Here is a 25665-nt window from a genome sequence, read left to right as displayed (position 1 = left end):
AATGCAGCTAAAATCAGCCTTTATCACTTTATGCAGTGCCGCGCTTACCTTTAGCCTACTGGTTAGTGAGCCGTTAAAGGCACAAACAAACTTTACGCTACCCGATTTAGGCACGTCTGCGCTACAAGTTTTGCCACTTGAAAAAGAACAAGCCATTGGCGAAGTGATGATGATGCAAATAAGAGGCTCATCACCGGTAGTAAACGACCCCGTTTTAGACGAATACTTAACCACACTTGGCCGAAAACTTGTGGCTAATGCAAACGACGTGCGTTTTCCTTTTTCGTTTTTTTGGGTAAATAATAACGAAATTAACGCCTTTGCTTTTTACGGCGGGCATGTTGGTGTGCATACGGGGCTTATTGCGCAATCAGATAACGAAAGCCAATTTGCCTCTGTACTTGGGCACGAAATAGCGCACGTAACTCAGCGCCATTTAGCTCGTCGTATTCAGCAACAACAAGACAACAGCGCACTGACTATTGCAGGCATGATAGCCGGTATATTAGCCACCGTTGTTGCTCCCGATGCAGGTATTGCTATTATTTCGGCTAACCAAACCCAAGCTGCGTTTAGCCAATTAACTCACAGCCGTGCTGCCGAGCAAGAAGCCGACAGAATTGGTATGCAAACCCTTAATAACGCCGGTTTTGACGCCCGTGCATCGAGTGAATTTTTAACTAAACTTTCAGCGCAAATAAGATATAAGTACAAACCACCCGCTTTTTTACTGACTCACCCATTGCCAGAGAGCCGTGTATCTGACGTACGCCTACGTGCAGAGCAATTCCCTGTGCGCCATTTAAACCCAAGCCTTGAGTTTAATTTAGCAAAAAGCCGAGTACTTGCTCGTTATGCCAATAAGCCCGAAAATGCCGAAGCGTTATTTAAAAAATTAATGCGCGAAAACAGTTACAACAACACCGCGCTTAAATACGGCTTGGGCATAAGCTTACTTGATCAAGATAAGCTAGATGAAGCCGCCGAAATTTTAGAGCCGCTATTAGCGCAAAGTCCTAAAAATTTATTTTATATCGATACCCATACCGATTTACTAATAGCGCAAAAAAAAGCCGACGAAGCGGTAAAATTTTTGGCTGAACTAAACAACTATCGCCCTAACAACCAAGTTATTACTTTAAACTATGCAAATGCAGCATTAGAGGCTGAGCAGTTTGAATTAGCTGAAAACATTTTAAAAAGCTTTTTACTTGAAAAACCCGACCACAACTTAGGTAAACAACTATTAGCCGATGCCTATAAAAAGCAAGACAAGCTTGCCGCTTATCACGAGGCCAATGCTGATGTGTTATCGCAATATGGCGCGTATATTAAAGCGGCAGACGAAATCCAAAAAGCGCTTAACTTCGTAGAACCCACAGAGCTGGTTAAACAGCAACGCCTAAAAGCCTTGCTTACTCAGTATCGCCGTTTACAAAAAGAGCTGGCAAGGCTTTAAGTCTGTCAGCGCTTGCCCTAAAATAGCGGCAAATTACATTTTGGAACTAATTGTATGTCAGTTACTATTTATCATAATCCACGTTGTTCTAAATCGCGTGAAACCCTCGCATTACTAGAACAAAACAACGTAACACCAAGCGTAGTAGAGTATTTAAAAACACCGCTTAACCATGAGCAAATAAGCCAACTTTTAGAACAATTAGGGTTTAGCTCAGCTCGCCAGCTAATGCGCACAAAAGAAGATGCATACAAAGCGTTTAACCTAAAAGAAGAAACCAACGAGTCAGCGCTAATAAACGCCATGGTAGACAACCCTAAACTTATTGAACGCCCTATTGTACAAAACAACGGTAAAGCAGCCCTTGGCCGTCCGCCTGAAAACGTATTAAGCGTATTATAATGACGACTCGCATTGTTGTCCTGTATCACTCAAGCCATGGCTCGGTTGAGGCTATGGCGCACGAAATAGCCGAATCTATAGAGCAACAGGGTGCCACAGCCGTATTGCGTACCTTTGTTGCTAAAAATCCGCACGATATAGTAATTACAAAAGATGATTTAATAAATTGCGACGGCCTTGCGTTTGGTACACCTACCCGATTTGGCATGATGGCATCGCAAGCAAAAACGTTTTGGGAAACCACCAGCGATCTATGGCTAAAAGGCCAGTTAATAGATAAACCAGCCTGTGTGTTTTCATCGTCAAGCAGTATGCATGGCGGCAATGAAGCCACCTTACTTAATTTATCATTACCGCTACTACACCACGGCATGATGTTATTAGGGGTACCTTACGAAGTACCAGAGTTACTAGCTACGCAAACCGGCGGCACACCTTACGGGGCAACACATGTAGCCGGCAGTAGTAATACGAATACTTTAAGTAAAGACGAAATTAAAATATGCCAAAGCGTTGGTAAACGCCTCACTCACATTGCGAGAAGACTTCAATGAATACCGCTGACACCCCTGCTAAAAAGCCAATTACTGTAAAATTTCAGCGCACCGCTATTTTTGGCTATGTGGGTTTATTACTTTTATTTCCTCTGTGGATGTACTTTGTACCTCCGCTAAATGGCAACACAAGTTTTGTATCCTTGTTTGTGCCTATAATCCCTTTACTGTTGCCCTTAAGAGGCTTTATTAAAGACAACACCTACACTTACGCCTGGGCTAACTTTGTTGTTATGTTGTACTTTATACACGGCTTAACCATGTTATGGGCTGCACCTGATGAGCTAATATGGGTGTTATTAGAGCTTGTATTTGCCTCTTCCATGTTTATTGGCTGCACATATTACGCAAGGCACCGTGGGCAAGAGCAAGGCTTAAAAATACGTAAGCTTAAAGAAGAGCTCGCAGAGGAAAAAGCCGCTAACGAATACAATAAATAATGCTAATTCGCAAAATAAATTATTTAAGCTGAAAGTTGAAATAATACCAATCCGCATAAGTAAGTAATCTATTTTGAGGATGGAAAAACGTGTCGATAGCAAGGCAAAAAATTCGCTATTTAGTTGTTCTAAATGAGAGTTTTTTAACGCAGATAGCGACACGTTTAGCCCCGCAAAATGATTAGATATTATTGCGGATTGGTATAATAGCTTATACATACAAAAAACGCGCTTAACATAACAATGTAAGCGCGTTTTTTTAGGCTTTTAGTTTGCCATGGCGGCCGCTACACTAATTCGCTCAGTGCAGCCAGTGCAACTATGCTGGCTAATCCAAGCTGAGCTATTAAGCTTAACAACGAAAAAACACGCAACACAAATAATCCCCACGGGTGCTTTATATGTGGATAGAGCGCACAGCGCTTTAAGCTCGCCGCAAAGAAAAAACACACCGATGCAATCAATGTAAAAATTAAAGTCAGCTCACTTTTTATGGCAATGCTTTCATCAAAAAAGAAATACAGCTGCAATGGCAATAAAATAGTGACAATTGCGTGTAAGGCGTGCACCTTTTTAATGCGGTTAAACTGCCCTTCTGGCGAAAGCTCTTTTATACCAAAATCGCGCTCAAGGCATTTAACTAAATTGCTTGCTTTAATACTTACTGCTAACCGGTAACAGCTTAAGCCCTCGTTATTACGTGCTCTAAAGTCGTAACCTGCTTTTAGTAATAGCACCATAAGGGTTTCGTTTTTAGCTAACACTGCATAATGCAGTGCGGTATTGCCTAAGGTGTCTTGCGCTTTTTGATCCTGTTTAGCCAACAGGGTTTCTATCACATTTACATAGCCTTTTTCGGCTGCCCACATAAACGCTGTTTTATTGTTTTCATCAGCCAATGTACCAGTGGCACCTTGCTCTATAAAACGCATCGCCATGGTTTGCTTTGCGCTTTTTTGGCTTAAATGAGCAAGTAATGCTTTTTCAAGCAATACAATAGAATCAACATCAGGCGATACTTGCGTTAACAGCGTAAAATAGTCTTTACCGTTTGCTACTTTTTGACTGGCAAGCTCTGTAAGTTCGTTTAAATCAGCGACCGATTCAGGTAAAAAAGCACTTAAACGCTCTCTAAAATCAACTTCTTGCCACAGTGCTAGCGTATCGTGTGCACTTAATTTGCTGCCACTATTTAAGGCATGTTCAATTAACGAAAAATAGCGTTTACTAAATAATAAGCTAAACAACGAAAGCGGCGTATCAAGTGCGTTTTGCGCCGCCACACTGGCGTATTTTTCTAAGCGCTGGCACAGCATTAGCGCCATTGATTCGCTGGTGTATTCGTTATCTAAATAATGATTTTTAACAGCAGCAATGTAAGCGTGCGCATCTTCGTCATATTCACTAATATGCTGAAAATAACACTCTTCAAAGGGTTCAAGCGGGGTTAACCATATCAAATAGTAAATGGGTGGTAGCACAGTGGTGCATACACCGTCATCTTCAATAGTAGAACGACATGCAGGCCAAGCTTCTAAAGCATCTAAAATAAAGGCACCGTTTTGTTCTACAAGTCCTTTAATAAGTAATGGGTATTCCTTTGGCCAAATCAGTACATTTTCCATTAAAACAGCACAACTCCAGTGTAGCTTGATGAGGCGTCAGTTATAGCAGTTTTTAGCTGACACCACGCTTAATCGACGTGGTGATATTCTATCACACCTTTTTTTTGCTGCGAGCTTAAAGTAGATGAATATTAAGAAAATATAAAAGCAGCCAATACACTTTAGTGCGGCTGCTTTTGTGGTTGGAGAGGGTCTTAATCAGGAAGTGAACTATTTATTTTTTAGTTCAGTAATTACTTGCTCTAAGCCTACATCAGAAATGCGTTGAATGATCTCTTTTTGCTTAGCGCTTAAAAGCGAAATACCTTCGGCAACAATGTCGTATACTTTCCATTGCTGGTCTTTACCTTGGCGCAGCTTAAAATGCAGATCAATCACGGGCGCGTTTGGCTCAATAATTTGCGTTTTAACCGTAGCGTACTCAGAGTCGCTTTTCGCGGTATCTTGTTCAAATACTACTTGCTGGCCGGTGTATTTCATTAGCGCACCTGCGTAAGTACCTGTTAAATAATGCTCTACCGCATCAATAAAGCGTACAGCTTGCTCGCGCTCAATGCCTTTAATGTGCTTACCTAGCAATTTAAACGACACAAACTTAATATCTATGTTTGGCATTAAACGCGTCTCTACAATGCGCGCCATATCGGCTTTGCTTGCATCGCCTTGTGCATTTACTTTTGCAATATCGCTAAAAAGCGTATCGGCAACGCCTTCAAGCATATGTTGAGGCGACTGCGCCGTTTGCGCAAATAACGCGCTGCTAAAAAAGGCAGCAGCAATAAAAATAGTGTTAAAAAGTTTCATGAGCGTGACCATGTGTGTGATTAAGATGTGGCTAAATTACGCGATTTTAAGCCACAAAAACAGACACAAAAATGCACCTTATTAATGCCAAAACAGCACCAATTAAATAAGCTATTTATTTTCAATTAGTTAAGCCTTCCCTGTTAACAGCCCATAAACAAGCGGCATTTTGTCCTCATTGAAAATGTGAATGGCCCGCCCTTATCATTTATTTACTCATTCGACTCACACACCAATTTGGCAGTTATGAAAACGGTATATAAAACTTTCACACTTATTCTATTTTTAGTTATTTCTGTATGGGGTAACACGGCGTTTGCGCAGTCTAATCATGGTTACGCCGTAGATGTTCTCAAAGGCGAAGGCAACGTGAATGGCGTTAAGCTGGCTTATCAATATCATGCCCCTAGCTTACAAAACTTAGTGGGCGATGCGCGCTTTTATTTTGAAACCAGCGTTAATATGTGGGAATACCGCCATGGTGACAACTCGCAATCTAATCTTGTTTTGGCTATGTCGCCCGTACTGCAGTTTCCTGCTTTTAGTTTTCATAATACCCCGTTTTATATTGAAGCTGGTATTGGCGTATCGCTTATTGATGAAACTAAATTTGCGGGCAAAAATATTAGTACTCACTACCAATTTGAAGACCGTATCGGCCTAGTTGCAGACTTTGGCCACACTAACGTAGCGTTAAGAATTATTCATTACTCAAACGCTGGATTTAAAGAGCCTAACCCAGGTTTAAACTTTTTAACTCTTTCAGTGGCAAGGCGTTTTTAATCTTCATTCGTATTTAGTATCAATTTGCCACTTAAAAGGGTTAAGTATTAGGGTAAATTGAAATAACTAGCCACAAAAAAGCCCTGATAAATCAGGGCTTTTTATAATTAAAATACACGACTAGCCAACTAACCAGTGCGCCATTAAGGCAATAACCGGCAGCGTAATAAGTGTACGTAAAATAAATATAACGAACAGCTCAACAATGTTTACCGGTATTTTACTGCCCAGTAAAAGTGCGCCAACCTCAGACATGTAAATTAGCTGAGTTACGCTCATTGCGGCAATAATAAAGCGAGTTACATCACTTTCAATGCTGCCCGCAGCTAAAATTGACGGAATAAACATATCGGCAAATCCCACCATAATAGTTTGTGCCGCGGCCTGTGCTTCGGGTACTTGTAACCACTCTAAAAATGGCACAAACGGCATACCTAAATATTGAAATACCGGCGTGTGCTCAGCAATAATAAGTGCAAATGTTCCTACGGCCATTACAACAGGTAGTACACCAAACACCATATCAAGCGCATTATGTACACCCTCTTTTAAGGTACCTTTAAAGCCCGACGAGTTATTGGCTTTTGCTAATGCTACATCAAGTGAGTGCCCTACTAAGCTTTTACCCGTTGGGATAGCCTCAGCATCGCGATTTGGCTCACTGCCATCAATAAGCAAATCTTTTTTAAAGCGAAGTGGCGGTAAACGCGGCACAATAATAGCAGCAACCACACCGGCTAAACATACGGTGGCATAAAATGGGGCAAATAAGTGCTCTAATTTCACTTGGCCTAAAACCACTAAGCTAAATGTAATAGAAACCGCCGAAAACGTAGTACCAATAATAGCGGCTTCGCGCTGCGTGTAGTGCTTTTGGTCGTACTGCCTTGCGGTCATTAAAATACCAACACTGCCATCACCTAACCACGACGCAGTACAGTCAACTGCACTTCGCCCAGGTACGCCAAATACAGGGCGCATTACCTTGGTTAGCATAGTGCCTGCAAGCTCTAATAACCCAAAGTTAATTAGTAAAGGCAGTAATAAACCAGCCAGTATAAATACCGAGAACAAAACAGGTAATAAGTCGTTTAATACCAAAGCACCTGTGTTTGCAGAGGTGATTGCCTCGCTACCTAACCCTAAATGAGTCATTAGCACAAACGCCATACCAAATAAACGCACCACTAACCACACTACACTTACATCAAATAAATGCTTTAACAGGGGTGATTGGCAAATAGCGGCGGGTTTAAATACTTTGGTGATCACCGACATAACGCCAGTAATACAAATAATAAGGGTAATAATTGCTTGCGCAGAGCCAGACATCAACGCTTGCACGCCTTTAGCCATTAACGCAATAGGAATGGTCATCCCGTCTGCGGTAGGAATGGGTGTCATAAATAAAAACACACCAATTAACGACGGTACTAAAAAAGTAAACCAAGTGCGCCACGTATAGTGCCCGCGAGGAGGTAACTGAGACATATTTTTTAATCCATAAAAACTACAAAAAGAGCAAAGCGCTCTTTTTGTAGTAAAAACTTATTATTAATTATTAAATTTTGATGCCGCGCTGAATAAGTGCTGCTTCTAACGCTTGTTGTAAACCATTCATGGTGCCAGGTTCGAGTGTTTCGCCTTTGTCATCCATCCAGGTTAAGCTTGTACCACCTTCTTTAGTTTTGCTCACTAAAATTTGGTATTGGCCTTCTTCAATTGGAAGCTGCGCAACTTCGTCGCCCCAAATAGAATCCCATACACTGCTTTCTGGCTTGTTGTAGTCGGCAGTTATTAAGCCGGTATCGGTTTTAATCTCAACGATAGTAAACGATAGGCGTTCTAAAAAGCCCGAGAAGCGGTCGAATACTGCATCGTATGATTGCTCAGTAACAAGTGCAGCATTGCCTTTGTTATCAAAGCCCATTTCTAAAGAAATAATACCTTGGCGCTTGCGGTTTTCTACTTCTAACTGACGGTAGCGATAATCAAATTCAGCCACAACTTGGTTAAGCGCGCGTACTTCTAATTGCTGCTTAAGTAAATCGGTTAACGTATCATCACCTTTAAAGTCAATAAGTTCAGCGCGTAACGAAGCAGTACGCTGATGCGATTTTTCTTCAATTGTGAATCTAAAGCGCTCTTGGTTTTCGCTTACCTCATCGCCCCATAACCAGCTCTCTTCAGCTTTAATTATTGAGTACCAGTCGGTTTCGATAATACCAAGTAGCTTATCTTCTTTTGTGGTTGTTGCATTATTTTCGGCAATAACCGCTTTAATTGAGTCCCAAACAAATTCATCTAAATCAACAATGCCATCGTTTTTATCAAAGTAAATACGCGCTTGTTTATCGCCCTCTTCTACCCAGCTACCTTTAGCAACAGTTAAAACCTGTGCTGGTGGACGATAGTTTGTTGCCTCAGGGTTGTTATCGTATTGGCCCACATCCATTTTATAAACCGGATCTTGCGCTGGTTGAGATAACGATGGCGGGGTTTTAACACCTTCATGCGTACGATAATTGCGTTCGTTGTGCGCTTCATTAATAAAAACATTACACCCTGATAAACTTACCAATACACTCACTGCAAGTGCTTTTGGGATCCAATACTGCACAGATATTTCTCCTTAGCATACCCTTTAATTGTTTTACACGTATATGAGTGGGTAATACCGAATTTGGTTCAGTGTAAAATCAACATTAACTTTACATTTATTATTTGGCTGTCTAATTGCAATAAAGTTCACACCTAAGTGTTATAAAATCAATCACAACAAAAAGACAAATTTTAGCTATGGTACTTTCCTGTGCCAGTAAAAACAAGGAACACAACGCTTTAAAGCGCCTTTAATTAAGCGCCTATGTAGTTTAGGGCGCTTTTTGTGTTAAACTTCGCCGCCGTGCAACGTAGTGTATGCGCAGCGGGCTATACCAACTCGGTTGTTATATTTCAAAAAACGTAGGTATTAAACTTCATGACTGCATTTTCAAATCATCAAATTGTTTTAACCGCTATTGGCGAAGATAGACCGGGAATTGTAAGTGAACTTACACAGCTTGTAAGTGATTGTCATTGCAACATTATAGATAGCCGAATAGCCATTTTAGGCAGCGAATTTACCTTTACCATGCTGCTAAGCGGCGATATGTCGGCCATTAGCCGCATAGAGCACACCTTGCCTACTAAAGGCATGGAGCTAGGCCTACTCACCATGATGAAGCGCAGCACCACTCGCCACACCGAAAGTGAATTTTGCGCAGGCTATACCCTTGAATACACAGGGATAGACACCCCAGGTACACTGAGTAAAGTAACGCGTTTTTTTGCCGATCACCACATTAGTATCTGCTCATTAAAGTCAGACACCTACGATGAAGAAACCGACACTAAAATGCGCTGCGAAATTGAGTTTAATATCCCAGTAGAGGTTGATATAGACCAATTTAAAGTGACCTTTGAAAACCTTTCGCACAGTCTTAACGTAGATTATATTTTTAAACGTATTCGCTAAGGAGCACAGCATGAACAAAATTAGCCCATTACAAGCCGGTGATACAGCACCAGAATTTAGCTTACAAAATCAAAACGACGAAACAGTCACCTTAAGTGAGCTGTTAAAAGAGCAACAAGTACTGGTGTACTTTTACCCTAAAGCTTCTACACCGGGTTGTACGGTTCAAGCCGAAAACTTACGTGATCAACAAGCGCAGCTTGCTCAATTTAACACCCGCGTTGTAGGTATTAGCCCAGACCCTATTAAGCGCCTTAAAAACTTTGAAACTAAAAAAGAGCTTAACTTTGATTTACTCGCCGATGAAGATCACGCCATTGCTGAAGCATTTGGCGTATGGGGCTACAAAAAATTTATGGGTAAAGAGTACGATGGTATTCACCGCTTAACCTTTTTAGTAGGCCAAGACGGTAAAATTAAACACTTATTTGATAAGTTTAAAACCAAAGATCACCATCAAGTGGTGTTGGATTACTTAGCGGCGGAATAAGTTAGCTGTTAGCTGTTAGCTGTAAGCTGTTAGCTGTTAGCTGTAAGCTGTAAGCTGTAAAAAATATACAAAAGCGTTGCTCTAGGGCTACGCTTTTTTATTAGCGTTTATTCAATGAAGTACAGTGAAGTACAGTGAAGTACAGTGACTCGTTACATAGTTAATTAACCATAAGCGCCACTTGAATATATAAGCTCGTAACTGTGGCTATAAATTTCTAAAATATTGCCAAACGGGTCTTCCATGTAAATCATGCGGTATGGTTTTTCCCCTGGGTAATAATAGCGCGGCGCTTTCATACGCTTTTTACCGCCCGCAGCCACTATTTTATCAGCGAGTCCTTCTACATCAGGGTCTTGTACGCATAAATGAAATATTCCCGTTTTCCAATACTCAAAATTATTTTTTGGGTTTTGCTGATTTTTAAACTCAAATAGCTCAACCCCCACCCTATCTCCTGTTGATAAATGGGCTATTTTAAAACTGCCCCACCCAGCACCAAATACATCAGTACACATCTCACCAATCGGTGATTTATCTTCTGTTATTTGTGTGGGTTTCATAATTAAATACCAGCCCAGCACCTCAGTATAAAACTTAACGGCTTTTTCTAGGCTTGGCACTGACACACCAATATGCGAAAACGTGCGCGGATAAGGCATTGGCGAATCGGCTAAGCCATTTGCTTGCTCGCCTTTATCAGCTGCTTGCAGGTTGGCATTAGCATTTAGACTTGTAAACAGCATAGGCAACGCGGCAGCACCCAACCCAGCAGCCGATAACTTCATAAAGTCTCTTCGATTTAGCTCTTTTTTACTCATGGCATGTTCCTTAACGGCAAAGGCGTTAAATGTAATTAAAGGAATTAATTTGCCATGATAAATGAATATAGTAAGGACAAAAAATTATCAAATATGATATTAATGATTACGTTTTGTGATGATGGTATGAGTTTTTAATAAGCCTAGCCACTATAGTTGAGCGGCTTATCATAGGCTTGGTATTCAAGAGCAATATAAAAAGGGATTAAAATATTTATATCAAAAGAAATAAATTACTTACTTTAAAAAGTACCATATGAGTTACTCATCACTTGAATTATTTTAGTAACTATCAACTAAGTTCCTAAACTTTTGGAAATGGTCACATGAACAACTTTAGTGTTTAATAATATATTATTAAACAGACACTTATCTATTGAGCATTGTTGATGTGGCTATTGTATTTCATGTGGATGGTAAATTTTGACTATTATTATACATTGGGGTTGTTTTAGACAATGCATCTTTTATAATGGGTACTAAATTAAAGGATTAAATTAATTACTTAAAGGATAAAAATGCATGCCAGGTCCATTTCTGAATTATCAACCTCAAAATCATCCAAGTATCAACAAAGATAAACTGCGTTCGAATCTAGAGAGTGACTTTAATAAATACCAAACAGATATTTTTGTACTTACCCACGAAGAGTTTTTAAAACTCTGGGTGGCAGTTCAATCTGCGCGTGGAAAATCTCAAGCGGAAATTGAACAGTATCTTTCAGAAGTTACAGGCTTGTCTCTTGCTCAAATATCGTTAGCAAATGCTGCTACATTTGGCTCTGCAATAAAAGACACACCTTCATTTTTAGCTATATATAACGACTTTAAGCGTTCAGGAAACATCTTTGGTAAATACGAGCCCATTACTCGCAATGGAAAGAAATATATCGTTTTTAAAGGTAATCACAAAGTTAGGACGATTCTTAGAGGAACAAGGTATCTTGCTAATAATACACAAGTAGTAAACGTTGGTGTAGGTAAAGAGGCTTTGAAACAAGGAGCTAAAAGCGGTTTTTATATTTCAGTATTTTTTTCTGTGACTCTGAATAGCATAAATTGGCTTTTTGAAGAGGATTATCGTTGGACAAACTGGTTGGCAACAACGAGTACTGATATCGTTAAAGCTGTTATAGGGGCACTGGCTGGTATTTTGGCAGGTATAGCACTTGCTAGTGGAACAGTAGCTGTTGTAGCTATTGGTTCGGGGATTATTATAGGGGTTATTGTAAGTATGGGACTAAATTCAATTGATGAAAGGCTTAAAATAACCAAATCATTCATAAAATATCTAGAGTATAAAGAAAGACAGTTAATGAAAACTACTGGAGAAGAAATTCATAGGGTTTATATAGCCACGGTAAACTCATTCCTGAAATCTATAAAGATCAAAGCAAGAAAAGATCTCAGCAGCTTTTTAAGTGAGCTAGTTAACCCATGGTAGATTCATTTAAGTTACGATTAAATAGTTTAGATCCTACTTTTATATTTGCTGTTGTGTTTACAATTCTATTAAGTGTTGGTATTACTTGGCTAATGATTTCTTATCTTTTTAGCGAAATAATACAAGGGATTTTATACCCATATAGTATTTATCCAATAATTGTTTCGTCTACCGCTGATATTTTAATGATTCCAGGCAGTATAGTTTTATGGCTGGGGTCATTTATCGGTGTTTTTGATATTTTATCGAAGTTATTTAAAAAGCCTATTTATGAAAAAGTAAAAATGAAATTGGGACAAGCTGTTGGTGTAATGCTAGTGGTTTCAATAGTAACGCTTGTTGCGAATTATGTAACTTGGCAAATTGCAGCTCGCGCTAATGGTTATACCCAATGCGCGAGTGGTAGTAAGCTTTTAGTTGGAAGCAAAACGTCTTCAGTTTGGAGTAAAGAAGAGTATTTATGCTACGACTACAATGTAGACAAACTTTTACCTACAGGCACTCATGAGCAAGTGCTTGAGGTAGCTGAATATCTAAAGAAAGATTAAATTAAAAGCGTTGCTACCCTTGCTGAGCTTTTAGCAGAAACCAATTTATTTTTACGGTATTCAATTTTTTGTGTCGGATGGCGCTTCGCTTATCCGACCTACGTGTTTAAATAAGCTGGTGTGGTGGTTTATATAAAGAGTGAGTAATGGAGTTATGGTGTTGGGTTTCGTTTCACTCAACCCAACCTTGTATCTACGTAATATAACTTAACGCCGAGCAGCTTATCGCTTACAGCTAAGCACTTACAGCTGCTCTTGCGCTTTAGCTAATCCCTAAATACTTATGTACCTGCACTGATAAGCGCCAGTTTTTGCCAATACAGGTGTCGATGGCTAATTTGGTGGCTGACACTTTTTGGCTTATTGGCTGTAAGTATACAAGCTTCGGGTTAACACCTGTTTTGGCAAATAGCGCTTCAAGCTCTTCTACGTGCTTTTGCATCGCTACTGGGTGCTTTATTTCGTTGGCGCGCTTCATGGCGCTGGTAAGTACTTCGTATCCGCCGCGCATGTTAATTTTAGGCGATACGGTAACCCAGGTTTGCTCAGGGGCGAGTATTTCAAAGGTGCCGCTGGTTTCTATTTGTGTTGTAAAGCCATTATCGTGCAATAGCTTACACACTGGGTTTAAATCGTACATGCACGGCTCGCCGCCGGTAATTACAACATGCTTGGCTGTATAGCCACGTGATTTAAATAGCTCAAGTACTTGCTCGGCGCTGGCATCGGCCCAATGATCTGAATCGGCTTTTTTTTCTACCGTTTCATCAAGCGATACTTTGTACACGTTATCGACTTCCCAAGTTTGTTTAGTATCACACCATGCGCAGCCCACTGGGCAGCCTTGCAAACGCAAAAATATTGAGGGTGTGCCGGTAAAACTTGCTTCACCTTGGATGGTTTCAAACACTTCATTAATTTTGTACAAAAGAGATCTCACTTACTGCCTAGCTGCAAAATTGCTACTATAAAAGACGAAAAAGCGCTGCCCAAAAAATTGTTATTTAAGCTGCGGCCGTGTAGTATATCGCGCCCTGATATAAACCTCTATTAAAACTAAAGAGCAATCCAGATATGACGCAAAAAGTAGTTGTTATTTATTCCGGCGGTATGGATTCGTTTACCGTATTAAATAAAGCCTTACAACAAGGCCATGATGTTTATGCCCTTTCATTTGACTATGGTCAGCGTCATGTTAAAGAGCTTGAAGTGGCTGCAAACGTGTGTGAAAAACTCAACGTTCCACATAAAATTGTAGATATATCAGCTATTAACCAGCTTATTGGTGGCTCATCACTGACTGATGATATTGATGTACCAGAAGGTCATTACGAAGAAGAAAGCATGAAAAGCACCATAGTGCCTAATCGTAATATGATTTTGCTTTCGCTTGCGGTTGGTTACGCTGTGTCTTTAAAAGCGAGCAAAGTATATTATGGCGCGCATTCGGGGGATCATGCTATTTACCCTGATTGCCGTCCTGAATTTGTGCAAAAAATGGATGATGTATGTCGTATTGCTAATTACGACGCTGTAGAAATTTTTAGCCCGTACCTAAATAACACCAAAATTGATATTTTAACCGATGGCATAAAAATGGGCTTAGACTACAGCCAAACATGGACTTGTTATAACGGACGCGAAAAAGCCTGTGGTAAATGTGGCGCCTGCCAAGAACGTTTAGAGGCATTTTCGCTTAATAACGTCACTGATCCAATCGAGTACGAGTAACACTATTTAGCTGACGCGCTAGTTACGGGGTTTTCAGTGAAAGCACGGTTAATTTATTAGCGCTGAACGCAAAAAGGCTATCATTTCGATAGCCTTTTTTGTTATTGCTTAAAGTTAAAGCCAGCGTTTTACTTTGTTTTTATACTCTATAAATTCTTGGCCGAATAATTTGCTAAGCGCCCGCTCCTCAGGAATTATTTGGAAAAACGTTAAATAAGCAATAAACCCAGCAACACATAAAAGTGCCCACAGCGAACTAAGCCAAATACCCCAGCCAGCTAAAATAAACGCAAAGCCTACATACATAGGATTACGTGAAATTTTATATACACCACTGGTTACCAACTTTGATGCTTGCTCAGGCTTATTTGGATTAACTGTGGTGCGTGCAAGTTTAAAGCTTACCACTCCGGCTATACAAAATGCGCACCCTATAATGACTAAGCTTGCTGCTAAGTAGGCAATAAACGCAGTAAAATCAATCACACTGTAATGCGCTATTAACGCCATAATGCCTGCAAAAACGAGCACGACAATAACCGGAGGTATTTTATTATTTAACATAGCAACTCACTGTATTGATTATAAAATAAGGACCTATAAGTCTGTAAACACTATACCCGTTTGCATTAATACACAATTAAATACAAAGTTAACGCTGGCATAGAGCGCGTTAAAACTGCAGATTAAAGCAACACAATAAAAATGTTGGCTTTAAAGTCACACAGTTTAATCTCAAATAGACTTATTAATTATGCCATTAGTTATTAAACAATAACGCAGGTGTATCAATGATGAACACAACTCCACGCTGCAATCGACAAATAAAGTTACAATTGTCAGGTTTAACCGCTGCTAAATATGGTTATACTTTATGCAACAGTTAAAACTATAAAAAGGAAGTGGTTATGTCAGGCACTACAATGATAGTACTTATTGTGCTTATATCGGTTGGCTCTGGAGTTATTTACGATATGTACAAAAAGCACCTTGAATTTAAACACAAAATGCAAGATAGCAACCAAGATGCAAATAAACAACTGGCCGAGGTAAGTGCTCAAGTGGTTGCTTTAAAAGAGCGCGTGCAAACGCTTGAGGCCATAGTGACAGACTCAAGCTACACCACAAAAGAAGAAATTAACCGCCTTTAAAAACGATATAAATGTGCATTTTCTGGCTGCTCTATACCGTGGGCAGCTAAAAACCCATCTATAGCTTGGCCGCAACCTTGTGGCGCACGCGAACTATCAATTTCAAAATTAAGCTTATTTGCATGTTGCTTGCCAAGCGAGCACAGCCCCAACACTTTTGGCGAGCGCATTGCCACACTAAGTGCACCAATTTTTTCTACGCAATTGTGTTTACTAAATCGGGCAAACCCTTGGTATTTAAATTGCTCACTCACATACTCATTACTAATATCAACCAGGGCATTAATAAGGCCATGTAAAAAGCTATTTGCGCTGCTATCACTGGTTAAAAATGCAAAGATTTTATTATTAAATTCAGTAAGCTGGCAAGTATTGCAGTGTAATTTTAAGGTGTATAACCACTGCTGCGAGCTTATTTGCTGCATAGCACTTAGCGATACCTTAGCACCTGCAAATACTACCCGTTTTAATAACTGCTCAATAGTATGACGCTCCTCATTGCCCTGCGGCGCGTGTGCAATAACAAGCTCTGCATTTTGTGCCATCACCGGTAAATCATGATGATTATTAAATGGCGTGCTGGTGGTATTATTGCTGTGAGTAAGTTGAAACAGCTCCCTTACTTCGTGCTCTCGCGCTATTTTAAGCGCTAAAAACGCTGTTTGAATAAGCTCGGAGGTTGGTAAGTTTTCCTCTACTATCCAGCGCCTGCCAAACAGTAATTTTTTTGCTGTGCCCTCACCCGCGTAACTACTGGTTTTGTAATTATCGGGACTGAGTACGGCAACTTGTAAATAAAGTTGCTGATCTTTTTGTGCAGCAAGCACTCTAAAGTGCGCTGAAAAATTGATATTTTCTAGTACTTGATTAACGCTTTGTAAGGTGTGTTTATAGCGTAAAAAGTGCTGTGGAACTATCCAGCTGTTGTTTGCAAGTTGCACTAATGGAGCATACGAAATTGGCTGCTCGTAACTGTTTTGCCATTTTTGCTCTGCACTGAGCAGCGGCTCAATGCGACTTTTTTTATCTGACATACATAAACCAAATAAACTCGCGCAAGGCGATATAATCTATGTTGATGTTACGTTTTTGCGCCTTGCATTAGATCACACTATCAGCGCTAAATAAGCCATTTTTAAGCGTCGCTGAGTTTTTTATAATCTGTTATAACTTTTTGATAATAAAGCTCATCTTTATTAAGCATTTTATTATAATGAGTGAGTAACTGTTTAAGGTATTGCTTGTGCGATGCATCCTTTAAATCCCACATGCTGTTACCGGTAAATGTGAGCAACGCCGTGCTACGTTGACTTACCTCTATAAGCTCATAATAGCGGTTGTTTTCAGTGATTAATTGCTCGCTTTCAAGGCCAAAGCCTAATTTGGCTAAACCACTGCGCAAATGATAAGTATGGTGTATAGGGCAAACTATAAAGCGGGTGCTTACTACAGATGCAGCGCAATTGTTTTTAATAATGCCAGTAACAAGTTTTAGTAACAGCTCGCCGCCAACACCTGCAATAACCACAGTATTTAACGCATTTGGAACAAGCTTTATTTCTCTTACATCTTGGCAATGTACTTTATATTGCGCACCACTTGGCAGTGTTTGGCTAATATTTGTAAGGTGCTCGCTCAGCTCGGCCATTATTTTATCTACCACATCGACAAAATTAACCTGTTTTGCGGCGCGGCGCTTTAATAGTGCTATGCCTAAGTAACCATGATCGCAGCAGCAATCCCAAATAACATCAACGGGGTTAGTAATTAACGCATTAATTGCGTTTAAACGCTTACTCAGTTTCATTTAATACCAATTAGCTTAATTAAGTGATCTATTTTGAGGCTGGAAAAACGTGTTGATAGCTAGGCAAAAAATTCGCTATTTAGTTGTCCTAAATGAGAGTTTTTTAACACAGATAGCGACACGTTTAGCCCCTTAAAATGATTAAGTATTATTGCGAATTGGTATAAGTTGCAGTATGCGCCGTTTTATACACTAACGCTTTTAAGCTTTTATTGCTGTCTACTTCTACAAAACGGGCCGTTGGTGCAAGGCGCTCAACAAATTCTATTGCTCCTTGAGTGTGCTCGTTTATTAAAGCTTTAAACGCATCTTCGCTAAGCTCTGGGCTATTAGCGCATAATAAAAGCTGTGTGGTATCGCACAGTAGTTCGGGCAATCTGCGCAGCACCTTTTGATAATCTTTAGTTAGAATAAAGCTGCCCTTTTGAAAGCTTGGCGGGTCTACAATAATTAAATCAAACGGCGCTGCTTTTTTTAATTTACCAAACGACTTTAAAATATCGTGCGGTAAAAAACTCACTCCGCGCTCGAAACCATTAAGTTGGTGGTTTTGCTTACCTACTTTAAGTACGCCTTTGCTCATATCCATGTTCATAACGTGATCAGCCCCGCCTTGCATTGCCGCAAGTGAAAAACCACACGTGTATGAAAACAAATTAAGTACTTTTGCATGTTTACTATTGGCAGAGACAAACTCACGGCCACTTCGCATATCGGGGAATATTCCGGTGTTTTGGCGGCTTGTTAAATCCACTAAAAAACCAATGCCGTTTTCTTTTACCACATGTGGCGAGGGAAGATTACCATGCACTAAACGATTACTGCTTTGTACACCCGCGCGCTGTTGATACACCAATGCAGATATTAATTCAGGGTGATGCTGCTGCGCCCACGCCCAAAGGGTACTGGTCAGTGTATTTAACGTGGCTTCGTCAATTTCATCGTACGAAATTAAAAACAAGCTCGGCGGATAAAAGTCTAAATTAATATGGCTTAGCGATGCCACGCTATGGCCGCGGCCATGAAATACGCGGCATAGTTCGTTTTGTAGTAATGGCGCATCTTCAAGCGCGCTTATTAGGGGCGAAAAATCGGGTGTCATTTAGTTAATCAACTGTTGTTGTAGTTCGTGTATTTCGTCGCGTACAGACGCGGCTTTTTCAAATTCAAGGTCGCTGGCATAAGCATGCATTTTGCTTTCAAGCTGTTTAATTTGTGAGGCAATTTCTTTCGCACTGAGTATTTTTTTAGACTCTTTACGTACCAGCTTAAGGTTATCTTGTGGTGCTGCTTCTTCGCCCACATCCATAATATCGGTGATCTTTTTAACCAAGGCTTGCGGCTCAATGCCGTGCTCTATATTAAAGGCGTGTTGTATTTCGCGGCGGCGCTGTGTTTCGCTAATCGCTTTTTCCATCGATTTAGTGACTTTATCGGCATATAAAATGGCGCGCCCGTCGAGGTGGCGAGCAGCACGGCCAATGGTTTGAATAAGCGAACGTGCTGAGCGTAAAAAGCCTTCTTTATCGGCATCTAAAATGGCAACTAGCGCCACTTCTGGCATATCTAGGCCTTCTCGTAATAAGTTAATACCCACTAACACATCAAACACACCGGCGCGTAAATCACGAATTATTTCAACGCGTTCTACTGTGTCTATGTCTGAGTGCAGGTAACGTACTTTTACGTTGTGCTCGCTTAAGTAATCGGTTAAATCTTCCGACATGCGCTTGGTAAGTGTAGTTACCAATACTCGCTCACCTTTTTCTACACATTTATAAATTTCTGAGAGTAAATCATCTACTTGAGTGCCTACAGGGCGTATTTCTATTTCTGGGTCTAACAGGCCCGTTGGGCGTATAACTTGCTCTGCTACTTCGCCTGCGCTGCGCTCTAATTCAAAATCACCCGGCGTTGCCGATACATAAATAGTTTGCGGTGCTATGGCTTCAAATTCTTCAAAGCGCAATGGGCGGTTATCCATCGCCGATGGCATTCTAAAGCCATATTCAACTAGGTTTTCTTTACGGCTTCTATCGCCTTTATACATGGCACCAATTTGCGATACGGTTACGTGCGATTCATCGATGATCATTAATGCATCATCAGGAAGATAATCGAGTAATGTGGGTGGTGGATCGCCCGGTGTACGCCCCGACAAATAACGGCTGTAGTTTTCTATGCCCGAGCAATAACCAAGCTCGGTCATCATTTCTATGTCGTATTGCGTTCGCTGCGCTATGCGCTGCTCTTCTACTAATTTATTGGCACTTAATAATTGCGCTCTGCGTTCTTTAAGCTCAGCTTTTATTTTTTCTATGGCATCAAGAATTTTTTCGCGAGGCGTTACGTAGTGCGTTTTAGGGTAAATAGTGGCACGAACTATGTGCTTTTCTACCGCACCTGTAAGGGGATCAAAAATACTAAGGCGCTCTATTTCGTCATCAAACATTTCTACGCGTACTGCATAGGTGTCTGACTCGGCAGGAAATATATCAACAACTTCGCCACGTACACGGTAAGTACCACGGCTAAAGTCAATGTCGTTACGGGTATATTGCAGCTCAGCTAAACGGCGCAGCATATCGCGTTGGTCGACCTGTTCGCCTACTTTTAAAAGCAGCATCATTTTCATGTATGAGTCGGGGTCGCCCAAACCATAAATAGCCGACACAGAAGCCACTATTATGGTATCGCGGCGCTCAAGCAATGCCTTAGTAGCACTTAAACGCATTTGCTCTATGTGCTCATTAATAGAGGCGTCTTTTTCTATGAACGTATCGCTGGCAACCACGTAGGCTTCTGGCTGGTAGTAATCGTAGTAAGATACAAAATACTCAACTGCATTATTAGGAAAAAACTCTTTCATTTCTCCATACAACTGCGCGGCTAGTGTTTTATTATGCGCCATTATTATTGTTGGGCGATTTAAATCGCTAATAATATTGGCCATGGTAAATGTTTTACCTGTACCTGTGGCACCGAGTAAGGTTTGATGCGCAAGCCCGGCTTCTAAGCCTTCTTCAAGCTGTTTAATCGCTGTGGGTTGATCGCCCGCGGGTTTAAATTGTGACTTTAGCTCAAAGTGATCACTCATTCATTTACTCCGTTACCGTGTTACTGCATATTGCATCTAGCTCATTTACAAACCATTTGTACGCGACTAACCCTGTGAATACATTACCGATTGCAGCGCCAATAAATAAACCAATCAAGCCACCTAGCATACTGCCTACATAAGCAAAAGGCAGGTAAAAAACAAACAAACGAATAATACTTAAAAACAATGCATTCATAGGTTTGTGTAAAGCATTAAACGATGAATTTGATAAAATGATCACCCCTTGGAAACCATAACTTAGCGGTATGGTGTATATAAAGAGCTTAATAACATCGATTACAGCTTGTTCTTTACCAAATAATTGGCTTATTACCCCTGACAGCGCAATGAGTAAAATATAAATAGCAAATTGCCATATCATCACAAATTTAAGCGTACCAATGTACGCCTCTTTTACGCGGCCTAATTTACCCGCCCCAAAGTTTTGGCTAACAAAAGGAGGCAATGTCATCGATAAGGCCAGCACTAAAATACTGGCAATTGATTCAATACGGCTGCCCACACCAAAAGCGGCAACCGCTTCGGGCCCATGATTGGCAACGAGTGCGGTCATCACAGCCATTGCTACTGGGGTAAGCATGTTAGCCCCCGCTGCGGGTAAACCTATTTTAAGTACTTTTTTAATTGCACTTGCCGCAGTTTGATTACCGGCTTTTAAGCTTAATAGCCGCTTTTTAACGCCCAGCACATATAAAATAATAATAACCGCTACGCCCCAGGCAATAACACTGGCAATAGCGGCACCTTGAATGCCTAGTGCCGGTACTGGGCCCCAGCCAAATATTAAAATAGGATCGAGTATGGCATTAATAAGCCCTGCCCCACCCATTACTATGCTGGGTGTTTTAGTATCGCCACTGGCTCGTAATACCGAATTACCTATCATGGGGGTAATTAAAAATACGCTGCCAATAAACCAAATATTCATATACTCATGAATAAGTGGCAGCACTAATTGTCCGGCCCCTAATAAAGTGAATATTGGGTCGATTAGTAAATATCCAACAAACGAAAGTAAAATAACTAATAGTAGCGCCACAATAAGCGACACACTGGCATCAAAACGCGCCTCTTCTATTTTATTACTGCCTAAGGCTTTCGCTATCACCGCTGATGTGCCAATACCTAAACCTATGGCTAGGCTTATTACCGTAAAGGTTACCGGAAACGTAAAGCTTACCGCCGCAAGGGGCTCTGTGCCCAACATACTGATAAAAAATGTATCGACTATATTGAACATCATTAGCGTGACCATGCCAAATATCATCGGGATGGTCATTTTTTTCAATGTAGGCAAGATGGGATCGTTAAGTAAATCTGGGCGTGATTGAGAATGTGAAGTTTCGCGCATGGAATAAATAAGCCTCTTTTACTGAGCGAGCCATTTTAAAGCATCATAGCAATTCAAGCCACGGATTTATCAATGGATTTCATACTAATAATAAAGCAACAATTAAAAAAATAGCTAAAGTTGAATTTTTAAGCATTTGTGCACAAATACGCCCTTAGAGCGCCAAAAAACAATAAGTGAACATTTTTATTACTTTTTTAACATTTAACCCTGCAAATTCGCTGAATTTTTACACAGCGCGGTATTAATCTTTATCGTAACGAATTAATTTACTCATCGTTGCATGGTAATTCGGCATGCATTTATAACCCTATGTTTTTTATAGTAATAAAAAAATCGTTTTAAAAGCTTGAAATCGTTGTAGCGCCCTAAAACTCTGGTCGGGACAGTGTTCTTAAAGTTTCATAAACAGAGTTATCCACAGAAACCGTGGATAACTCAGCTGAGCCCGCATTTATAAAGGCTTGCGCGCTGGCTAAAATTCAGCTCAGGTCCAACCTTTGCTCAAAGTTAAAGTTAAAAACTTATCAATGCTTGCAAACAAAAAATTAAGCTAAGCCAAATCTTTGTGCCTAATACAGCTATAAGTGACTTAATTAGTTTACGCAAATTTTTAGCAACTTATTGATTGTTTTGTTTTTGTACAGCTTTTTAAAATAAAGTTTCCAACCACGGCTTTATTAGTTTAACCCCTCTTAAATACGGTAATACGAAAAAACTACCCTGCTGGATTTTTTAAAAAGATCTGCTAGCTAAATTTATACTCGGTTTTATGACAACCAGGTTAAATACAAATTTACTGATTTGCCGCGATAAATTTTGTCTCAGCGGCATTTTTTACACATAAATTAAACAATGGCTATTTTATGGGCGCTGTTTTTTTCACATTGGTGTGAGTCTAAATAGAGATTTACCGCCGTGTTTTGCATAAATAGAGTTATAAAATGCTCAGATCGAACATAAAAACAACGAATAAACTTCTTTTTTAAATTTATGACTTTTATATGTTGACACTTTGCGGCTCCATCATTAATATTTCGCCCCGTTGAAAGGCATGACGCTTCCCCCTTAGCTCAGTTGGTTAGAGCGACGGACTGTTAATCCGCAGGTCCCCCGTTCGAGTCGGGGAGGGGGAGCCAAGTTTTTCAATCATAAACGATTCCCCCTTAGCTCAGTTGGTTAGAGCGACGGACTGTTAATCCGCAGGTCCCCCGTTCGAGTCGGGGAGGGGGAGCCAAGTTTATGTTTATGATGTAGTTCCCCCTTAGCTCAGTTGGTTAGAGCGACGGACTGTTAATCCGCAGGTCCCCCGTTCGAGTCGGGGAGGGGGAGCCAAATCATAAAATTACATCTCTATTTGTTCCCCCTTAGCTCAGTTGGTTAGAGCGACGGACTGTTAATCCGCAGGTCCCCCGTTCGAGTCGGGGAGGGGGAGCCAATCATAAGAATTTCATAGACATTTCAGTAATTTTCCACTACTCTTCTGCTTTATAACTAAAACATAATATCTATTCTAATGTGTTGCTATTAGTTGAATGATCAAGGACCTGATTCCTTTCCTTTTGAACTATTAAAAGATTGATAACATGGCTGGCTTTAAAAAACTTATTTTTATACAAATCCTGTCTTGGCTTGTATGTGTTGCGGCTGGAAGCTACTTCATATCTGTAAGCTTTAATAATGCAGTAAGTGAAGCACAAACTTCAGCGCAAACCAGCGTAACACGTTACATTAACAGCTTAACAAGTGATGAGCTTTCGCCTGAAAGTATAAAAAAAGCGATTGGCGATGGTAAAACGTTTTCAAGCTTTATACTAAGAGACTACCAAGGGGCTGAGGTATTTTCAGTTAACTCCCCTACCCAGCTACCCATGTTTGCTGAATTTATTCAATCTAGCTTTAATTCGGTTCGCCCACAGTTTGCCGTTAACGACGCTGCAGATATAAAAGTAGAATTTACCCTCAACATTGAACGTTTAGCGCAGCAGCTACAAACCTCGTTATTTATAGTTATATTTATTTCTGCTTTTTTAGTGATTATTCCTATCATATTAATGAAGTCTATTTTTCATAGCTTAAATAAAAATATCAGCATGACCGTTGCCGATGTAATAGACATTTACATTAACCAAAATCAAATTGGCGACGACTTAGACACCGCACTTGATGCCAGTAAAATGAAAAAGCTTGGTAAAGATTTAGTCCCGAGCTTTAATCGCCTTTCGCATTTTTTAAAAAATAAAAATGATGATATTCAAAACGCTGCCCTAAGTATCAAACAAGAAGCCTATAAAGATGTAATTACCGAATTAGGTAACCGTAATATGTTTGTTGAATATTACGAAAAACACATCGAAAACAGTGAGCGCAGTACGTTTGGATCGTTAGCGCTTGTACGCTGTAGTGAGCTGCAAACTATAAATCAAAGCCGTGGCTACCAAAAAGGTGATGACTACGTTAAAGGTGTGGCGGATATAATTAAGCATATAAGCGGCACTTACACCGGCAGCCAAGTATTTAGGCTAAATAGCTCAGACTTTGCCATTGTACTTCCTAATACCCCACTTAAAGAAGCAGAGCGTTTTGGTGAAAACCTGCAATCGCGCTTTACTCAATACCAACAAAATCAAGAGCTCAGCTCTGTGGCTAACACAGGTATTGTGGGCTACGAAAAAGGCAAACCGCTGGGTGAGCTATTATCGGTTGTCGATAACGCAATGAGCATGGCGCAATCTAAGCAAGTAAATGCATGGCATGTGCAGCGCGAAACCGATTTAGTTAATAATGTAAGTGCAGGGTTTGGTAACCAAAACTGGCGTAAAGTGATTAACGAAGTGATTGAATCAAAACGCGTTCACTTAGTAATGCAAAATATTATGCCGCTGGGTAAAAGTATTAAGGCGTATGCAGAGATACAAGTGCGCTTTAAAACCGAAGATAACCAAGTGCTTCCTACGGCCTCGTTTTTAGCCATGGCTGAAAAACTCGATATGGCCTTAGAAATTGACCGCTTAATTATTGACTCATCACTTGAAAAAATTAAAAGCCGTAACCTCTCTGAAAAGTTTTTTGGCCTAAATGTAACCGCCTCAAGTGCACATAACGATCAATTTGTTATTTGGTTAGAGCGCCGCTTATTAAAAGATACGCATATAGCCTCTAAATTAGTATTTGAAGTAAGTGAGTTTGGCCTACAGCAAAATATTAAAGCCAGTAAACGCTTTATTGATATGGTGCATCGCGTAGGTGCCCGCGTAACGGTTGAACGCTTTGGTGTAGGACTAACATCGTTTAAGTTTTTCCGTGATTTAAAACCAGACTTTATTAAAATGGATGCAAGTTACACCCGCGGCCTAGAAGATGATAAAAACAATCAATACTTTATGCGCCTAATGGTTGATTTAGCCCACCGCATTGGTGTGAGTGTGTTTGCTGAGGGCGTTGAAAGCCAAGAAGAAAAACACATAGTAGAAACGCTTTGCCTAGACGGCGTACAAGGTTATTACATAGAAAAACCTAAAGATATTTAGCACCTACCTACCCTTAATTAAAGTAAAAAAGAGCACATGTGCTCTTTTTTGCGTGTAACTGTTTAATTTTTCGCTTACTTTAAAATCA

At 40.3% G+C, this 25665-nt stretch carries 24 protein-coding genes, 4 tRNA genes and 1 pseudogene; 16 read left to right on the top strand and 13 right to left on the bottom strand.

The features are described 5' to 3' along the window. The first annotated feature begins 1 nt into the window (after nt 1). Genes PSH41_RS11950 through PSH41_RS11935 form a run of 4 tightly spaced genes read left to right on the top strand, consistent with a single transcriptional unit; the run spans nt 2 to nt 2855 of the window. Entirely contained in the window at nt 2–1459 is a 1458-nt protein-coding gene (locus tag PSH41_RS11950) for a M48 family metalloprotease (RefSeq protein ID WP_024034211.1), read from the top strand. Nucleotides 1460–1513: 54 nt separating this feature from the next. Next, the gene (gene arsC, locus PSH41_RS11945) at nt 1514–1861 is read left to right on the top strand and encodes an arsenate reductase (glutaredoxin) (RefSeq protein ID WP_273589123.1); all 348 of its coding nucleotides are present in this window, start codon (nt 1514–1516) and stop codon (nt 1859–1861) included. Beyond that, a complete protein-coding gene (gene wrbA, locus PSH41_RS11940; protein WP_154945798.1) occupies nt 1861–2415 on the top strand; it encodes an NAD(P)H:quinone oxidoreductase in 555 nt (184 codons plus the stop codon). The genes arsC and wrbA overlap by 1 nt, the downstream gene beginning before the upstream one ends. Continuing rightward, entirely contained in the window at nt 2412–2855 is a 444-nt protein-coding gene (locus PSH41_RS11935; protein ID WP_273589124.1) for a DUF2069 domain-containing protein, read from the top strand. Before wrbA ends, PSH41_RS11935 begins: the two co-directional genes overlap by 4 nt. Before the next feature lie 287 nt (nt 2856–3142). Here the strand turns inward: PSH41_RS11935 and PSH41_RS11930 are convergent, their stop codons facing one another. Both PSH41_RS11930 and PSH41_RS11925 read right to left on the bottom strand, forming a co-directional pair. After that, on the bottom strand, nt 3143–4480 hold the full coding sequence (locus PSH41_RS11930; RefSeq protein ID WP_004589168.1) for an ankyrin repeat domain-containing protein: 1338 nt from the start codon (nt 4478–4480) through the stop codon (nt 3143–3145). Nucleotides 4481–4690: 210 nt separating this feature from the next. Beyond that, the gene (locus tag PSH41_RS11925) at nt 4691–5284 is read right to left on the bottom strand and encodes an MlaC/ttg2D family ABC transporter substrate-binding protein (protein ID WP_004589167.1); all 594 of its coding nucleotides are present in this window, start codon (nt 5282–5284) and stop codon (nt 4691–4693) included. A 246-nt stretch (nt 5285–5530) separates the two neighbouring features. On the opposite strand from PSH41_RS11925, the gene PSH41_RS11920 reads away from it, so the two are divergent. After that, nucleotides 5531–6067, top strand: a complete 537-nt coding sequence (locus PSH41_RS11920) for an acyloxyacyl hydrolase (RefSeq protein ID WP_273589125.1) — start codon at nt 5531–5533, stop codon at nt 6065–6067. 120 nt (nt 6068–6187) lie between these two features. Here PSH41_RS11920 and PSH41_RS11915 read toward each other — a convergent pair whose 3' ends face one another. Then, on the bottom strand, nt 6188–7558 hold the full coding sequence (locus PSH41_RS11915; RefSeq protein ID WP_273589126.1) for a YjiH family protein: 1371 nt from the start codon (nt 7556–7558) through the stop codon (nt 6188–6190). 70 nt (nt 7559–7628) lie between these two features. After that, a complete protein-coding gene (bamC, locus tag PSH41_RS11910; RefSeq protein ID WP_029772477.1) occupies nt 7629–8687 on the bottom strand; it encodes an outer membrane protein assembly factor BamC in 1059 nt (352 codons plus the stop codon). Between the two features lie 360 nt (nt 8688–9047). Between bamC and PSH41_RS11905 the strand changes: the two genes are divergently transcribed. Together PSH41_RS11905 and bcp are read left to right on the top strand one after the other, a co-directional pair. After that, nucleotides 9048–9584, top strand: a complete 537-nt coding sequence (locus PSH41_RS11905; RefSeq protein ID WP_029774547.1) for a glycine cleavage system protein R — start codon at nt 9048–9050, stop codon at nt 9582–9584. Between the two features lie 10 nt (nt 9585–9594). Beyond that, nucleotides 9595–10074, top strand: a complete 480-nt coding sequence (gene bcp / locus PSH41_RS11900; RefSeq protein ID WP_029774548.1) for a thioredoxin-dependent thiol peroxidase — start codon at nt 9595–9597, stop codon at nt 10072–10074. Nucleotides 10075–10238: 164 nt separating this feature from the next. On the opposite strand, the gene PSH41_RS11895 is transcribed toward bcp, so the two are convergent. Both PSH41_RS11895 and PSH41_RS11890 read right to left on the bottom strand, forming a co-directional pair. Next, nucleotides 10239–10736 (bottom strand): lactoylglutathione lyase family protein, encoded by a 498-nt coding sequence (locus PSH41_RS11895; RefSeq protein WP_039972524.1) that lies wholly within the window; start codon nt 10734–10736, stop codon nt 10239–10241. A gap of 78 nt (nt 10737–10814) precedes the next feature. Next, nucleotides 10815–10895: pseudogene (locus PSH41_RS11890) on the bottom strand (twin-arginine translocation signal domain-containing protein); the annotation flags it as partial. Nucleotides 10896–11417: 522 nt separating this feature from the next. Between PSH41_RS11890 and PSH41_RS11885 the strand changes: the two are divergent. Together PSH41_RS11885 and PSH41_RS11880 are read left to right on the top strand one after the other, a co-directional pair. Continuing rightward, complete coding sequence (locus tag PSH41_RS11885) at nt 11418–12338, top strand: hypothetical protein (protein WP_273589127.1); 921 nt, start codon at nt 11418–11420, stop codon at nt 12336–12338. Further along, nucleotides 12332–12886, top strand: coding sequence for a hypothetical protein (locus tag PSH41_RS11880; protein ID WP_064386660.1), 555 nt, complete (start codon nt 12332–12334; stop codon nt 12884–12886). The genes PSH41_RS11885 and PSH41_RS11880 overlap by 7 nt, the downstream gene beginning before the upstream one ends. Before the next feature lie 262 nt (nt 12887–13148). Here the strand turns inward: PSH41_RS11880 and queE are convergent, their stop codons facing one another. Further along, entirely contained in the window at nt 13149–13814 is a 666-nt protein-coding gene (gene queE, locus PSH41_RS11875; protein ID WP_273589146.1) for a 7-carboxy-7-deazaguanine synthase QueE, read from the bottom strand. A gap of 146 nt (nt 13815–13960) precedes the next feature. Here queE and queC point away from each other — a divergent pair, with 146 nt between their 5' ends. Then, complete coding sequence (gene queC / locus PSH41_RS11870; protein ID WP_004589469.1) at nt 13961–14617, top strand: 7-cyano-7-deazaguanine synthase QueC; 657 nt, start codon at nt 13961–13963, stop codon at nt 14615–14617. 114 nt (nt 14618–14731) lie between these two features. On the opposite strand, the gene PSH41_RS11865 is transcribed toward queC, so the two are convergent. After that, entirely contained in the window at nt 14732–15181 is a 450-nt protein-coding gene (locus tag PSH41_RS11865; RefSeq protein ID WP_273589128.1) for a methyltransferase family protein, read from the bottom strand. A 344-nt stretch (nt 15182–15525) separates the two neighbouring features. Between PSH41_RS11865 and PSH41_RS11860 the strand changes: the two genes are divergently transcribed. Beyond that, nucleotides 15526–15768 carry a hypothetical protein gene (locus PSH41_RS11860; RefSeq protein ID WP_024034198.1) on the top strand — a complete coding sequence of 81 codons (243 nt, stop codon included), beginning with the start codon at nt 15526–15528 and terminating at the stop codon, nt 15766–15768. Here PSH41_RS11860 and PSH41_RS11855 read toward each other — a convergent pair. The 5 genes from PSH41_RS11855 to PSH41_RS11835 form a co-directional block, all read right to left on the bottom strand. Continuing rightward, nucleotides 15765–16802, bottom strand: coding sequence for a hypothetical protein (locus tag PSH41_RS11855; protein WP_273589129.1), 1038 nt, complete (start codon nt 16800–16802; stop codon nt 15765–15767). The genes PSH41_RS11860 and PSH41_RS11855 overlap by 4 nt on opposite strands. 101 nt (nt 16803–16903) lie before the next feature. Further along, nucleotides 16904–17575 (bottom strand): tRNA (adenine(22)-N(1))-methyltransferase, encoded by a 672-nt coding sequence (locus PSH41_RS11850; protein ID WP_273589130.1) that lies wholly within the window; start codon nt 17573–17575, stop codon nt 16904–16906. 148 nt (nt 17576–17723) lie between these two features. Further along, nucleotides 17724–18677 carry a class I SAM-dependent methyltransferase gene (locus PSH41_RS11845; RefSeq protein WP_064386656.1) on the bottom strand — a complete coding sequence of 318 codons (954 nt, stop codon included), beginning with the start codon at nt 18675–18677 and terminating at the stop codon, nt 17724–17726. After that, the gene (uvrB, locus tag PSH41_RS11840; protein WP_248444042.1) at nt 18678–20672 is read right to left on the bottom strand and encodes an excinuclease ABC subunit UvrB; all 1995 of its coding nucleotides are present in this window, start codon (nt 20670–20672) and stop codon (nt 18678–18680) included. A gap of 4 nt (nt 20673–20676) precedes the next feature. Next, the gene (locus tag PSH41_RS11835; protein WP_273589131.1) at nt 20677–22047 is read right to left on the bottom strand and encodes an MATE family efflux transporter; all 1371 of its coding nucleotides are present in this window, start codon (nt 22045–22047) and stop codon (nt 20677–20679) included. 1062 nt (nt 22048–23109) lie between these two features. On the opposite strand from PSH41_RS11835, the gene PSH41_RS11830 reads away from it, so the two are divergent. The 5 genes from PSH41_RS11830 (at nt 23110) to PSH41_RS11810 (ending at nt 25577) form a co-directional block, all read left to right on the top strand. Continuing rightward, nucleotides 23110–23186, top strand: a tRNA-Asn gene (locus PSH41_RS11830). Nucleotides 23187–23207: 21 nt separating this feature from the next. Continuing rightward, a tRNA-Asn gene (locus tag PSH41_RS11825) sits at nt 23208–23284 on the top strand. Nucleotides 23285–23305: 21 nt separating this feature from the next. Then, a tRNA-Asn gene (locus PSH41_RS11820) sits at nt 23306–23382 on the top strand. Nucleotides 23383–23408: 26 nt separating this feature from the next. Then, nucleotides 23409–23485 (top strand) — tRNA-Asn (locus tag PSH41_RS11815). 148 nt (nt 23486–23633) lie between these two features. Next, nucleotides 23634–25577, top strand: a complete 1944-nt coding sequence (locus tag PSH41_RS11810; protein WP_273589132.1) for an EAL domain-containing protein — start codon at nt 23634–23636, stop codon at nt 25575–25577. The last annotated feature ends 88 nt before the right edge of the window (nt 25578–25665 follow it).

The organism is Pseudoalteromonas sp. CST2, assembly GCF_028599385.1.
Classification (GTDB): domain Bacteria; phylum Pseudomonadota; class Gammaproteobacteria; order Enterobacterales; family Alteromonadaceae; genus Pseudoalteromonas; species Pseudoalteromonas atlantica.
This window is presented reverse-complemented; position numbering and strand designations above follow the sequence as displayed.